The sequence below is a fragment of the Marinifilum sp. D714 genome (assembly GCF_030851345.1).
Lineage (GTDB): Bacteria > Bacteroidota > Bacteroidia > Bacteroidales > Marinifilaceae > Marinifilum.
The window spans coordinates 287,985-303,189 of the sequence record NZ_JALPNU010000001.1; the positions used below are offsets into that span (position 1 = coordinate 287,985).

The 15,205-nt window shown below is 36.6% G+C and carries 9 protein-coding genes; 3 read left to right on the forward strand and 6 right to left on the reverse strand.

From position 1 onward, the window contains the following. Positions 1–31: 31 nt before the first annotated feature. Positions 32–1,963, reverse strand: coding sequence for a transglutaminase family protein (locus M0051_RS01170; RefSeq protein ID WP_306739718.1), 1,932 nt, complete (start codon positions 1,961–1,963; stop codon positions 32–34). Between the two features lie 161 nt (positions 1,964–2,124). Between M0051_RS01170 and M0051_RS01175 the strand changes: the two genes are divergently transcribed. Both M0051_RS01175 and pdxH read left to right on the forward strand, forming a co-directional pair. After that, a complete protein-coding gene (locus M0051_RS01175; protein ID WP_306739719.1) occupies positions 2,125–2,520 on the forward strand; it encodes a hypothetical protein in 396 nt (131 codons plus the stop codon). 13 nt (positions 2,521–2,533) lie between these two features. Continuing rightward, positions 2,534–3,172, forward strand: coding sequence for a pyridoxamine 5'-phosphate oxidase (pdxH, locus tag M0051_RS01180; protein ID WP_306739720.1), 639 nt, complete (start codon positions 2,534–2,536; stop codon positions 3,170–3,172). A 180-nt stretch (positions 3,173–3,352) separates the two neighbouring features. Here pdxH and M0051_RS01185 read toward each other — a convergent pair whose 3' ends face one another. Beyond that, positions 3,353–4,276: a PfkB family carbohydrate kinase gene (locus M0051_RS01185; protein ID WP_306739721.1), complete on the reverse strand. Its 924-nt coding sequence runs from the start codon at positions 4,274–4,276 to the stop codon at positions 3,353–3,355. A gap of 370 nt (positions 4,277–4,646) precedes the next feature. On the opposite strand from M0051_RS01185, the gene M0051_RS01190 reads away from it, so the two are divergent. Further along, positions 4,647–8,135 carry a hypothetical protein gene (locus tag M0051_RS01190; protein ID WP_306739722.1) on the forward strand — a complete coding sequence of 1,163 codons (3,489 nt, stop codon included), beginning with the start codon at positions 4,647–4,649 and terminating at the stop codon, positions 8,133–8,135. A 650-nt stretch (positions 8,136–8,785) separates the two neighbouring features. Here M0051_RS01190 and M0051_RS01195 read toward each other — a convergent pair. The 4 genes from M0051_RS01195 to M0051_RS01210 form a co-directional block, all read right to left on the reverse strand. Then, positions 8,786–10,018, reverse strand: a complete 1,233-nt coding sequence (locus M0051_RS01195; protein WP_306739723.1) for a hypothetical protein — start codon at positions 10,016–10,018, stop codon at positions 8,786–8,788. 112 nt (positions 10,019–10,130) lie between these two features. Beyond that, positions 10,131–12,953, reverse strand: coding sequence for an FAD-binding and (Fe-S)-binding domain-containing protein (locus tag M0051_RS01200; protein WP_306739724.1), 2,823 nt, complete (start codon positions 12,951–12,953; stop codon positions 10,131–10,133). A gap of 228 nt (positions 12,954–13,181) precedes the next feature. Beyond that, positions 13,182–14,840, reverse strand: coding sequence for an L-lactate permease (locus tag M0051_RS01205; RefSeq protein ID WP_306739725.1), 1,659 nt, complete (start codon positions 14,838–14,840; stop codon positions 13,182–13,184). A gap of 169 nt (positions 14,841–15,009) precedes the next feature. Further along, the gene (locus tag M0051_RS01210; protein WP_306739726.1) at positions 15,010–15,201 is read right to left on the reverse strand and encodes a hypothetical protein; all 192 of its coding nucleotides are present in this window, start codon (positions 15,199–15,201) and stop codon (positions 15,010–15,012) included. Positions 15,202–15,205 lie beyond the last annotated feature (4 nt).

Consider the following 15,205-nt stretch of genomic DNA (forward strand, 5'->3'; position numbering starts at 1 on the left):
ATTATACAAGTATTCCCTATGGGTTTTATAATTATTTAGTCATGTTCGCTTCATCTATTTTTTTCTTCAATATAATTTTCTGTTTTCTTGATTTATGCTGGTAGTCAAACAATTTTGCCAGATCTTTTATTTGTTCCTGTTTGTAGATTTTATAAGGAATATACAAATGAGATTTATACTTTACCAAATTACCATCCAACAGGTATTCCATCCTGTAAAAAGCATTGTCAAATTCAAAAAACAATGGCTTTGGTAAATAGCACAACTTCATAGAATCTGGAATTTCCAAGGTCGTCTCATTCAATTGGTTTATGACTTGAGAAAACCTTACATGTCTACTTTTAGAAGTATCTATATCAAAATTGATTTCAGGCATTAAATTGGCAATTCCAATATATCGCTCATCTTCAATTTGTTTTAAAGCATTGTTTTTTAGTATTCTTCCTGTCAAATTCAAATTTGAATCTCTGTCAAAAGTCGCTGGCAATGCACTAAGGGAATCCATAAGTAAATTATCTTCCTGACACATTAGTTCTCTAACATTCTTCTCTTGATCCGATCTTGAGAATTGTGACAATCTCATATAAAAATGCCTTTTTGCCTCCCCCTGCAGTTGAAATTTCATTTTACCCCTCAAATCATTTCCACTCAATTTCAGTTCATAGTGATAAGTTTCACTGGAAATATCTTCAGTACTCCTTCTAACCGTATCAATTACAAAAGAGTTTCCATTTTCTATAAGGATTTCCTTGCCATTAATCCTGCTTGCCGTTTCCCCCAACTTCAAATACTTTTCAGTGGCATCCAAATAATATTTTCTTTTGCCCTGATAAAGCACACAAATCATATGATTATCAACTGCAACGGAAGGCTCTTTATATGTATAGGGCAAATCCTGGGTGCCTAACCATGCCAAACGTGCATCATATCCAAGGCTAGTAAGCATGGCTTTCAACAAATTTGACATCCCTTTGCAATCGCCATATTTGTTCTCATAAACGGATAAGGCATTTTGCGGACGAAAACCATCTATCCCTTGTTCAAAAGCAATGTATCTTATTTTATCCTGAACCCAGTAAAAAACCTTTTTAATGCTATCATGTTGATTTGTAGCACCAGAAACCACCTCCGAGCTAATCGCTTTAAACTTTTCTAAATCGTATTGCTCTGGCCCTCTCATTTCCTTATACCATTTATACAACTGGTCTACATGCTTCAAAATAGGTTTCCACTCTCCATTCTCTGTTCTATACCTATTGTATAAAAAAAGAAGATGCGGATGCACATTTGCATAACCAGGAAAATAATCAGATTGGAAAGGAGCGTTTAGATTTCCGCCAATATAACGATAAAGAATATCCCCTTCAGGTAGTGAATCTACTTCACATGTTAGATCTATATGATCAGCATGATATAATTTCACCTGCATATCCAACCAGGCAGGAACCAATATTTCAACTTCTCTTTTCGCTGTGAACAATTTCATATCTGCCATGTAGGCTCTTGTATAAAAACGCAAGTCGTCGATAGTACTTTTCACTTCAAACTTCCCATACTGGTCGCTTGGTTTGATATTTCTTGAAAAGTAATAATATTTGCTATCGCTCTGAAAAACCCCTGGTGTATTACTATCTCCTATCACTGGTTTTATGCTTTTTCGTCCCGAGCTGGTATAGAACTTGTAATGTGTGATTTGTTTGTGAGAGCTAACAAAATAGTGTCTCATTACCGAGTTATTTTGCAGGGGAACAACTCGACACAAGTCAGTCTCTTTCACTATAGGCATCCCCCCATTTTTAGACCTTTCAAAAGTGATTACAGTTTTCCAGTGTTCAATAAAGGCATCTTTCTCTTGACTCTCGTCAAGTAAGTCATAACTAACTTTGAGTTCTACCTGTGCTTTCAAATCACAATTAAAAACCAAGAAAGCAATCAGAGCAATAAAGCAAAATTTTCTACACACATCAGACATCTTATATACAAGATCATTTTAATGAAATACTCCAAAATAATCATATTTATATTGACTAGAGTATACCTTATAAACTTTTTGCATTAAGAAAACTATTTGGAATTGTTTTAATTAAAGAAGATATTCGCAATTAGAATGAATAGATCTAAAGGATGAATACAAAACGATTAAATGGAGAAGAACTTCACGAGTTGGGGATTAAGTGGGTATATAAACATATCAAGAACGAATTCAAGGTATTGTCAGTAAACATTGAGTTTGAAAAAAATCCACAAATATTAGCGGAAAAGGATGGTGAAATGCACTTTATCGTAGTAAAAACCAGTACCTACCCAGATATAGGTTCTCTGACACCGATTGCAGCTGAAGAGATTATTAAGCACGCAGACAAACACAAGGCAAAAATACTATTTGCTCACGTTGGTGTTGCCAATGCTGATGCCAAAGATGAACAAGGAATGCAGTTCCCTGAAAAAGGTGGACATTACTATTTCAATTACACCGGTTTGACCATAGAACCTAATATTTTAATGGAACCTGGCATGTAAAATAATTCTGAATATGAAAGAAGATTTTAAGAAAATACGCCACGAATACAATCAAAAGGAATTGCGCAAAAAGGATATGCACGAAGATCCTTTCGTACAATTCGAGCATTGGTTCAAGAATGCATTGGAACATCAAATCCCAGATGCCAATGCAATGACTTTATCTACTGTATCAAAAGTTGGAAGGCCATCGGGAAGAATCCTTCTGCTAAAAGATTTCAATGAAAAAGGATTTTGTTTCTTCACCAACTACAAAAGCAGAAAAGGAGATGATTTGAAACACAATCCTTATGCCTCAATGGTGTTTTTCTGGCCTGAACTGGAACAACAAATCCGTATAGAGGGGAAAATCGAAAAAGTAGACCTAGCTAAATCCAATGAATATTTTTATGATAGGCCTGTGGGAAGTAGAATTGCTGCTGCCATCTCACCACAAAGCCAAAAAATCAAAAACAGAGCGTTTCTAGACAATTTATATTCTGATTTCAAGAACAAACACGAAGGTGATTTTCCAAAACCTGACTTTTGGGGTGGCTACATATTAATTCCAGATTTATTTGAGTTTTGGCAAGGCAGAAGTAACCGTTTAAACGATAGAATTGAGTATTTCTTAGAAAATAGCCATTGGAAAACAAGAAGGTTAGCCCCCTAAAAACTTAAGTTGACATGGTTTTTAAAGCTGTTCATATAAAAGAATAAAATTAATCTTCATACAATGGTCACCTTTTTCCGAAAGGTGGAATTAAGGAGTAACAATATCTCCCGTCCGGAGAATTGTATTCAGTAAATTGTATGTAGTTAATTCACCCTTCCCTGTCCAGGAAGGGTGTTTTTATTTCTTTAGTTTACTCACAAACTCGGGCGCAACAAAATTATCAAAACTCATGCATACATGTTGAGAACAACAAACTGCAAACTCCACCATTTCCTGTATTTGTTCTTGTGATAAAAATTCAATATCCTTTTTACCAATATTGGCGATAACAATAAAGTAAGCAATGGCAGCATTAAAGGTGTCTCCTGCTCCTACAGTGCTTACAGGTTGAATTTGTGGCACTTCAAAAGAATATAACTTATCTGCATATACAGACACTCCATTTTTATTAGCTGTATACATAAACACAGCTGAAGAAACCTCCTTTAACCACCCCTTCGCTTCTCTTGCAGATTTTACTCCACATATCAACTCAAAATCTTCATTAGAAGCCTTTATAATATCAGCCAATGCCATATTCTCCTTAATGAATGGAAGTACATCTTTTAATAATGGCAAGTGTTGTGCTCTAAAATTGGGATCGTAAATAATTATAGCTCCCTTCTCTTTACAAGATTTTAGAAAACCAACCAAATCAGATCTAAATTCTTCCTTTATCGCCAAAAACGAACCAAAAAGTATTACATCATCTTTTTTTACGTCATCAGGAAACTGAATACAGGATTTCTTTCCTGCACGAGTTTTATAAAACGCATAGTCCGCATTTCTGTATTCATCGAGAAAAGCCAGTGCTAAGTTAGAGTTAGTATCAGTAAACCTTGATATATTCTGAGTATCGACTGCATTCTGCTCAAGAAACTTGATAATTTGCATTCCAACTCGATCTTCTCCCAATTCGCTGATCAAGGAAACTTTAATTCCCAATCGTCCCAAACTAACTGATGAATTTAAAAACGAACCTCCAGGTCTAGCCTCTACAGGTTTATCATCTTCAAAAAACAGATCCAGAACGCAATCTCCTATGGTATATACTTTTCTCATTAAATCTTAAATTAAAACCAACGCTTCAAAATTATTAGAAAATGACCAACGAATTGCTAAAATCATAAACTTAGACCCTTTTTTTTCTAAGTCCATGTGAAAAAATTGATCTAATTTTGTATAAAATCGATTCTCGCAAGCCCGTTTTTAATAAATCTCTAATAATTCTATAATTTAGATTAAGTCTAAATTGAATGCAAACTATCAAGATTAAATCGTTTTCGATTCATACAATTTTATCTAACTAAAAATAGCAAGGTTAAATTGGAGGGATTGGGGCTATAGTGTGGAATGTAGGAATTTTTGCCAAGTGAAAAAATAAAGTATTTTTGATTCCGTCATTCCCTAAGCAAACAAAAATTGGAGACATATGCAAAGTAAAAAACCAAGCGAAATTAAAAAGAAGGTTAAGGGTAGTCAAAAAGACTTAATCCGTTATATCAACCTTCAATTGGCTTCTATGGGGCAACCTATTTACAAAGGAGATTCCCAAGAGGGAAAAAAGCAATTATCTGATCCTAAATTTATCGAATTGACGGATAGTTTAATCCAAAACTATCGAGCTAAATCTCGTTTATTAGCAGATCATCTTTGCCCTGCCGACCAACGTATACAGAACTTTCTGAATGATTATTTAAAAGATGTAGACGATGAAGTTGCTCAACTTCCTACAGATACATTTATTCTTGACCAACCTGGAATTGCAAGAGAATTAAGTTTGCCTCCAAACAAGGATGAACACATTACAGAACTTTTAAGTTCATATAGAATAAAACAAGGTGTGCTTCATAACCCAAAGCATGATAGAAGAACTACTAAAGGATCATTCCATATTGTAGAAGGCAGTCTTCCTGTACCATTGGATAAAATCGAAGTACCTAAAATAGCATTTTCAAGATTCTTAAAAGCAGCACTTACTCCATCTGCAGAAACCAAGCAATTGCCTTTCACATCTGCACAGGAAGATAAAGCTGAATTGATGGTATCTCTTTTGCTTCGTCCAATTGTTTGTCCTGAAGTAAAAGATGTGATTAGCCAAAAATCTATGGAAGTTAGATTCTTTGCTCCAGGTAGTCTTGTAAGTAACCTGGACTTCGTAGAATCAATTTTCGGTAATGCCGGTGATCCAAATATTCCAGCTAATGATTCTGGTTTGGATATTGAACACTGGACTGGACATACTGGATGTATTATTTTGGCTCCTCAATTAACAAAGCTTACCAAAAAAGAGTTAGGCTTGCCACATTACGATGATGCAACAGAGCGTCAGAAAAGAGATGGTGTTTGCTGGATCAAAGAAGACGAACTTTACAACAATGGTACTGCATTTAAATTAACTTGCCGCAGCGAGAATGGTGTTGTAGTTACTTTAATTGCAGATAACTATTTCGGATACTCGAAAAAAGAGATCAAAACACAAATCAGTTTCTCTGCTAACCTTTATGGTTTAGCTGAAGAAGAGCATGCTGGTGGTGCTATTGCTTTCCCAAGAAAGAATTTAGGAGACAGCTTTAGTGGATCATTGTTCATGAAGAACGTATTGAAAAAACACTACAGCTACGATGAAGTGGTGAAGCAATTTGGTGCAACCATGGATGTATATCCTGAAGGATTTGCTACTGATAAGGAGTATCCAAACATTTATTACATCAATGAAAATGCAAATATCGATCTTTACCAAAGCAAAGTAAGCTGGGAAAAAGATGGAAAAGAAGAAAGCATCAGATTATTACCAGATCATTACTATGTGCATCCATCTGGATATAAAATGCACATGGAGAAGCACCCAACCGCACCATCGTGGAGATTGGTAAGTACTGCTTCTGAAGGTACTTTCTGTCACAAGCCATGTACAGTGTCAGGTGGAGGTAAGTCTGAAATTTCCAAATCACTTCTGAATGCTATTATTTATAGCTCTTTCTATGTACAAGACATGGAAAAAGATTTTAACCTGGCTGATGAAGTAATTAATCATGATTATACAAAACGTTGGAAAGATCATCCAGATAGAACTGAACCATCAAGATCTTTATTAAGCTCTGATCGTTCACTAGGATCCGTGGTGAAATTATTAACTCCTTCGAAATATTATACCAACGAATACAATGAATTCCTTAACACCATTCCGGATCACGTTAAGGCATTGGTGTTATTCGTTAAAAGATTCTATCGTCCAGAGCGTACAGACAGCAACTGGAGAGATTACTTCTCAGTTGACGTAATCAACGGTAGAAAAGGACACGAATTGCTATTCAACAACCGTAAGATTGTTGCCAGTTACTTACGTGTTGGATTCGCTAATGACAATTCTTGGTATTTGAACAAATTGCGTCAAGATTTTATTGCTGCAGCTAAGATTCAAATGGAAGATGATATTACTGCTTCTGTAGTTCTTCCTTCAAATCAACTGAAAAATCTTAACGAAGCATACGATAACAAGAGTGTTAAGATTACCACCAACTGTGAGAAGAGATTCTTCCAGCGTCCTGATGAAGCGATTCACAGAGGATATGACAAAGAAGCTGAGGCAGATCTATCAATGAGAAATAACTTCACATCTAATTACGAACCATTGACTACTGAAGATGGTAAGGAGTTAATTGCTGATGCGATTGGTTTTGATATGTATACCAAACCAATTCAGGAAGTGATTAAACGTGGAGCCGATAGTAAAAAGTCTAACTATTTTATTTCTCCATCGCATCCTAGAATTGTAGATGGTGCACCGTCTAAAAACCCTAGATATCTTCAGATCAGACCTGATTTGGTAAATCCAATTGATGATCGTTTGGCCGAGGTAGGAATTCGTCTTGCAAGAAGAATATCATTGGATCAAGCAGTATATCACCCAGTAAATGCAGTTCTTCCAGGACGAAGAAACAATCCGCCAGAAAAGGAAGCTGGAATTCGTGCATTGAGTGTTTACAATCCAATTCACTACCAAGAACTGCCTGAATTGTTTATGGATTTTATCTGTAGTTTAACTGGTAAATCTCCATCAACAACTGGAGCGGGTACTGAAGGTGCATTAACAAAAGGTCCTTTCAATATGTTGTCGCCAACTACCGACTTGAACAATGCCTTACTTTCCTATATCCTTACCGGATATCAAGGATTCTCATCGGCAGCAGGTCACGTAGGAACTGAAAACAGATTCGACCATGATGTTTCATTGTTGATTCCTGAACTGTGGTGTCGTTTGAAAGAAGAAAACCGTGATCCTAAATTGTTAATCAACGAAGGTTCATTGGAAAAATTAAATGATTTCGACTACAATGGAGAAAAAATCTATGCTTCTCGTTTAGGATATCGTATTACTGAAGAATTCTTGTTCCGTTATATGAACCGCATCTTCGATGAACCTCAAAATGTATTCAACGAAAGAATGTTGAAACCAGAGATTCAAGATATGGAAGCATATGTAGATGGTATTAAGAACATTTGCGAAGCTCAGGAAAAAGTTGCAGTAAATTACTTTAAGGATAATAGTGTTGATGCTGCGATTCCTCCATTGAAGATTCTATTAAGCATTATGGCTTACGGAGAATATGAAGGAAAAGAGATCTCTGATCCTGAATTGCGTAAACAATTCGATCGTGATGTTGTAATCAATTCTGATTGGTACAAAGAAAGATTGAAACGCAAGCAACAAATCGATATTGAATTCTACGAAAAGCAAATTACTTATATTGAAACATTCATGGCTAAGAAGTTAAACGCTGAATGGAGCGAAGACTTAAGCCTTGCAGATCGATATGCAAAAGCTAAGAAAGATTTAGAACACGTTAAGTCTGCTGAATATCTTGAAAGTTTAGTAGGTACAATTGGTGCTGATCCTTTATGTAGAAAAGCGGAATAATTAAACCTTCGATAATAAACAAAAGGGCGATTCATTTCATTATGGGTTGCCCTTTTTAATTAGTAATGATTAATTAATAATGAATAATATGGATGGAGACTCTGGACTACTAATACAGGCACATTTTAATGGTATTAAATCCTTTCGGAACTCAGCCATCACAATGCTTACCAGAGACCAAAATCAGCAGCTATTGATGGTTTGATTATTGGGTTGTTGGATTATTGGACTGCAGAAAAAGAAAAAGCCCGTGACATAGGGGAATCACGGGCAACAATTCTAAAGGGTTAATTAACCTACTAACCAACCTTACGGTTGAACCTTTAACTCATTACTACCTTTCGGTAGGAATTAGACTCTAAAGATATAAGATTTTTTCAAATTTTAACATTTTTAAACAATTATTTAAGCTTTTAAAATTGTTCTACACAAAACATAATGAATAAATTAATTTTCCTAACATATTAATATGACAGGTCAATACAACATTTTTCTTTATTATAATACTAGTTTTTATACTATGATTAAAATATAAACAACAACAAAAGCCCCAAGCATTAAGCTTGAGGCTTTGTAAAAAACCACCAGTATATATTTATACTAGCTAAACGTACAAAAATTGAAAACAGGCTTTCTTAGTCTTATATTTTTCAGAAAGAATACTTTAGGTGTACCATAAAACGAGCACTTCCTACTTCCGAAGAATCTGCAACCTTACCATTTATCTGGGTAGTTCCGTATGCAGCTGCAGTATATAAAGCTTGTGTACCAATCATGAACTTACCAGAATACCACTCCACTCTTGGACCAAACTGATATACGTAGTCGATATTTGAACCACGGCTATACAATCCAACAAAACCATTAGCATCTGTAGCTAAGTCGTCGCTTGCACCAAGATTCTTAGTATATCCTGCAAATAAGCCATAACGAACATTCCCAGTAGTTGTATAAATATCAGACCAAATAGATTGTGTAGTTATATTGGTGTATTCGTAATCTCCATTTGCTTTCACATTCTTCACACCATAACCACCTAACATTACAAAATTGTACATGTTTTGACCATAAATGGTATGAAGGTTCCAAACTACCTTATCAGATTTCACAGTCATCCAGGCATTCATCTGAACACTTGATAACATTTCATCTGTTTTTGCACCCAATGGATTTTCAATCATTGGTTTTAAGAATTTAACTCCTGCAGTTGCGCCTAAAGTAAATCCTTTTGCAAAGTCGTATTTTACCTGAGCTGATAATTCAGGAATACTAGCTTGCTGCACATACTTTACATTTGCACCATCAGGTCCCGGAGATTTAAAATCCAATTCCGACAAAGCTGCAATCATTGCATACCCCTTATCGAATTTACGAGTGTAGCGGAATTGAGGAGCTCTTCCCAATACATTAAATGGAATACCTCCACCCCAGTGCTGTACTTTAGGGAAACAAGAAGTAACAAACATTGGATGCCAGTACTTACCAACCAATAATTCATCCTTTCCCCAATCAAGCTTCACAAATGCATGTCTTAAACGAAACAAACCTGATTTATCGTTTGATGTTCCAACAAAGTCTCCTTGGATGGTAGCAGAACCTTTAGCTCCAAATGCCTGGAAGCCTGTAACACCCACATTTAATCGAGAGTGAATAGAAGTCATAAACAATTCAGAACGATCATTTAAATCTTCTCCATTGATATCGTAATCTTTGGCTGCTGGATAAAGGATTACTTCACCTTCGCGAGCATTTACTGTTTTTCTTGTATCAAAAATTGCTTCTGCAGAAACGAATCCACCAAGCTTAACTTTTATATCTTCTTTTTTTTGAGCAAAAGATGCCAATGGCAACAAACTCAATGCTATTGCTAATAATTTCTTCATAGTGTTTTCATAGGTTAAAACTAGAAACAGGACGTACCCCGATTCGGCATGCAAGTAATATCTTTAATAGAATACGCCTGTTCCAGTCTTAAAATTAATTAAATAGGTTTAATTATTTAGCTGTAGTTGCACGATCAACCAAGTAGATAATAGATTGGTAGGAAACCCCACTATTCATAGTCAGTCCAATCTCACATGTTCTACTAGTTGAATATCCATGCTTCACATCAGCAGGATGCTGAATTTTCAAATCGCGCAATCCATGATCATTCAATTCTGGATGGGTAAATCCACGATCGCCGGCAAAACCACAACAGTTTGTATCTGGTTTTACAACATTCTTAGCACACTTTTGTGCCAATTCAACCAACTTGCCATCAACGCCCAGCTTTTTCGCAGAACAAACTGCAAATACTGATACCGTTTCGTCAACAGGAGTGAAATTCAAATGATCAGCTAAATGATCAGTAATAAATTCAATAGGTTCGTATAATTTCAATTTAGGTTCCATGTTTTCTTTCATGGTATACAAGCAAGGACTCATATCACAAAGAACCGGATACTTTCCATTATCACTTGCTTTCAAAAGAGCAGCTTCCAAAGCATTCGACTTCTTCATACCTGCTTCCTTGAAACCTTTACTTAAGAATGCCATACCACAACAATGGTTGTTCAAATCTTCCGGGTAGATGATTTCATAACCAGCTTTCTTAATTAATTCTTCAGTTTTCTTGGTCAATGCAACTTTCTCATCGTAATCCTTCGATGTTCCCATACTACGATTGATACATGATGGGAAATAAACCACCTTTTTAGGATTTGATTTATCCACAGTTGGAGGAACAATTTTAGGAGCTCCCTTAGGGAATGCCTTATTCCAACGAGGGATTGAATTTCCTGAAACGGCTCTCATTCCTCCTGCAATACCACCCATTAAACCTGAGCCTAATATCGAATGGAAAAAGTTTACTGTGTTCAAGCCTGTTTTGGCATAAGATTGAACCTTATCCATATTATCAGCACACCACATGGCAATTTTCTTAGCCTTAGGTGAAGCCTCATCAGCACGAAGTTCTTTTACCAATTTACCAGTGTCAATTTTTACCGGACAAGCAAGAGCACATAAACTATCAGTAGCGCAAAGCTGCATTGCTTCATAGTCGAAATTCTTGATTAAGGTAGCCAATTCGTGTGGTTTTTCACCACTTGCTTTTAATCGGCTAATTTCGCGGTAAGTTGCAATTCTCTGACGCGGACTTAAAGTCAAGTTATGCGATACACATGATGGCTCACAGAAACCACACTCCATACACTTGTCCACTTTTTCGTGCGCTGGTGGAAGAGGTTTTAAATCCTTCAGGTGAGCCTGCTTATCAGCATTTAAAATCACACCTGGATTTATCAAATATCTTGGATCAAAAATCTCCTTGATTTGCTTCATTAACTTATAAGCATCGGTTCCCCACTCCATTTCAACATATGGAGCCATGTTACGACCTGTACCGTGCTCTGCTTTTAGTGCACCATCGTAACGCTCTACAACCAATACAGCCAATTTGTCCATAAACTCAGCATAACGATCAATCTCTTCCTGAGTACCAAAATCCTGAGTAAATACAAAGTGAAGGTTACCTTCCAAGGCATGACCAAAAATTACAGCTTCAGAGTATCCATACTTTTTAAACAAATCTTGAAGATCAAGAGTTGCTTCTGCCAATTTTGGAACAGGGAAACAAACGTCCTCGATAATTACAGTAGTACCCGTTTTACGCATACCACCAACTGTTGGCAATAAACCTTTACGGATTTTCCAAAGCATGGCAAACTCGGCCGGAACATCTGTAAATTCAATTGGAATCTCAACAGGAATCTCTTTGATAGAATTTTTGATAATATCGATTTGCTTGTACAATACCTCATTGCTTTCAGCTCTGGTCTCCACCAATACTGCCGATGCACCTTCCGATAATCCCTTTAGGTAAGTTGGAACTCCCTCGTCATTCTCAACTGAACGAAGAGCGGCACGGTCCATAAGCTCTACTGCTGCAACCGGCTCCGATTTAAGAGTTGATACCGCACGACATGCTTTTTCAATATCAGGAAAAATCATTAATGCAGATGCCTTGTGTTTGTGCTCAACAACGGTTTTGTATACCAACTCAGAAATAAATCCAAGTGTACCTTCAGAACCAATCATGATGTGAGCCAAAATATCAAATGGATCAGTATAATCGATTAAGGCATTCAAACTGTACCCGGTAGTGTTCTTCATTTTGAACTTATCGCGGATACGATTGTGTAACGTCTCATTTGCTTGTACATCTTTAGCAAGATTCTCCAAATCACTCAATAGCTTTGCATGAGTCTTTTTAAAAGAAGCCTTACTTTCCTCACTCGAAGTATCTAGAATCGTTCCGTCGTGTAAAACAACACGAATAGAATCTAATGTTTTGTATGAATTTTCAGAGGTACCACAACACATTCCCGATGCATTATTGGCAGCAATACCCCCAATCATCGCAGCATTAATGGAAGCCGGATCTGGTCCAATTTTCTTGCCATAAGGTGCAAGAATAGCATTGGCTCTACCACCTGTAATACCAGGTTGCAAACGAATGGCTGCACCATCATTTAAAATTGTATGCTTTTTCCAATGATCACCAGCAACAACCAATACAGAATCACTAATTGCCTGACCTGATAAACTTGTACCCGCTGCACGATAAGTAACCGGAATATCCAAATCGTTACACTCACGCATAATCAAACTTACTTCTTCCTCATTTTTCGATTTGATTACCAATTTTGGGATCAAACGGTAAAAACTGGCGTCAGTTCCCCATGCTAAAGTGTGCAATGGATCATGAAACATTCGTTTCTTATCAATACTTCTTACTAATCTATCGTATAGCGTTTTATATTCTCCTGTTAACATTTATCTTCTGTTTTTGATTTTGTCACACAAACACAACTGGTAACTTGTATGACAAATGTACGTTTTTTTCTTAACTCAGTAATTGAGCTTATCCAAAAAGTTTGACCTTCCTCTCTACTCTAGCTGGTGAAGCCTTTTGAACCCTAACCACGAAACAACAAACACTTCAAGGCTTCTTCAACACGATCATCACACCCTAAGATTACTTTCTGAATAAGCTCTAAATTACTATAATGGCAATGGGTTAAATCCTGTAGAAATTAGTACTACCACTACAATCATCACCATTAAATAATATACAAATGCAGGAATTGCATTACGTCTGATAATTGTTCCTTCTGCACCTATACATCCTACCGTAGCACAAACTGCCACAACATTGTTTACACAAATCATATTACCCAATGCCGCACCAATCGTTTGAACTGCTACAATCAATACCTGAGGAATTCCCAGAATAGTAGCTGTTTCGAATTGCAGAGAAGCAAACAACAAATTAGATACTGTAGCAGAACCTGACATAAAAGAACCCAATACCCCTACAATTGGAGAAATAACCGGATATGCATTACCAGATAAATCAGCAACAGCAGTTGCCATGGTAGTTAGCATACTATCTAAACCTGCTCCGTTTGCACCAGATTTTAACATTAACTGAACCATTGCAACACCAGCCAATAAGGCGATAGCAGCACCATTTAGTTGCTTGAAAGTAGTTTTCCACGATGTTACAATTTGTTTCTTACTCATTCCGTGCATTACATTTGTAATTAATGCAACCAATATGAATGGAATGGTACCTGGAAGATAAGCCCACTTTAATACGTAAGTTAAGCCTTCGATACCCAATACGTTTGACAAAGTAATCGTTTGCGCTGCCAACCATCCTTTTAATCCAAGAGATGGAATACGAGTTACAACCAAAATAACAGCAATTAGTACATATGGCATCCATGCTTTTACCAAGCCCATTTTTGCCTCACCAGTATCACCACCATTATCATTCGATTTCCAGTTTGCTTCCCACTCTGATTTTGGAGGAAAATCCCAAGTTTTCTTTGGAACCAAAAATCCACGTTTGGCAGCAAAAATAACAATACCTAATCCGATAAATGCCCCAAGCAAAGAAGGTAGATCAGGACCTAAAGTAGATGCAATTAATACGTAAGGAATAGCAAATGCTAAACCTGCAAAAATTGCGAAAGGAGCTGCAGCCAAAGCTGGTTTAATCGATCTTTCTTTGCCGAAGAACTTGGTCATGATCATGATACCCAAAAGTGGAATAAAAATACCAACCAAAGCATTAGGAATCGCAATCCACTTGGTTAATGCCAATTTAAATACCTCAGGATTGGCAGCTACATCGGCAAGGTTTTGTTCCAGGGTAACCATAGCACCACCACTAATAGGCGTACCAACCGCACCATAAGGAACCGGAACCGAGTTAAAAATAAGAGCAACCATAGCAGCGGCCAAAGGTGGGAATCCTAAACCTACCAAAAGTGGTCCCGCCAAAGCGGCTGGAGTACCAAAGCCGGCAGCACCTTCGATAAAAGCTCCGAACATGAAACCTATAATAATGGCTTGTATACGTCTATCGTTGGTAATCCCATTAAAACCGTTGTTGATGGTGGTCATCGCACCCGACAGTTTCATGGTATTCAAAATTAAAATCGCTCCGAAAATAATAATAAGGATGTCGAAAGCTTTTAGGAAGCCAAATACCGAATATCCAAGAATGTGGTGAATATCAATTTTCCATACTCCAAACGCCACTGCTATTGCCACTAATAAGGAAAGCGGCAAAGCCTTCTTGGCTCCCCAGTTAAAGCCAACCATTAACACTATGGTTAAAAGAATTGGCGAAAAAGCTAATAATGCATTCATAATAAAATAATTTAGGTTTTAGTTTGCCTTGATAAGAAAATTCCAGTAATCCTTTTTTGCATTTGGTTTAAAAAAGGGCCTGCCCAAAGCAGGCTCCTTTTAAAACTCAATAGTTATGTCAATAACTGCTAACAAAGGGGTTATACAAATGATAATCTTCTCAGAGACATTAGTTTGTACTAGATTTATTATCTGTAGCAAATGGGCTAGATTTACTATAGTTTTTTAGTATTGAATTGCTATTTCGAAGCGGATCTCCTACAATAGTGGTATTGTGCATTAACATGTCAAGAGCCACTAACTTTTGTTTCAAGTCTTTTAAACTCTCCTCTAGTTGTATTCTATTGTTTTTTAAATCCATGATT

Excerpts from the sequence above, each read along its gene's own strand:
- M0051_RS01200 (WP_306739724.1), bottom strand. The coding sequence starts at position 12,953 with ATGTTAACAGGAGAATATAAAACGCTATACGATAGATTAGTAAGAAGT.
- M0051_RS01185 (WP_306739721.1), bottom strand. The coding sequence starts at position 4,276 with ATGAGAAAAGTATATACCATAGGAGATTGCGTTCTGGATCTGTTTTTT.
- M0051_RS01190 (WP_306739722.1), top strand. The coding sequence starts at position 4,647 with ATGCAAAGTAAAAAACCAAGCGAAATTAAAAAGAAGGTTAAGGGTAGT.
- M0051_RS01175 (WP_306739719.1), top strand. The coding sequence starts at position 2,125 with ATGAATACAAAACGATTAAATGGAGAAGAACTTCACGAGTTGGGGATT.
- M0051_RS01205 (WP_306739725.1), bottom strand. The coding sequence starts at position 14,840 with ATGAATGCATTATTAGCTTTTTCGCCAATTCTTTTAACCATAGTGTTA.
- M0051_RS01195 (WP_306739723.1), bottom strand. The coding sequence starts at position 10,018 with ATGAAGAAATTATTAGCAATAGCATTGAGTTTGTTGCCATTGGCATCT.
- M0051_RS01210 (WP_306739726.1), bottom strand. The coding sequence starts at position 15,201 with ATGGATTTAAAAAACAATAGAATACAACTAGAGGAGAGTTTAAAAGAC.
- pdxH (WP_306739720.1), top strand. The coding sequence starts at position 2,534 with ATGAAAGAAGATTTTAAGAAAATACGCCACGAATACAATCAAAAGGAA.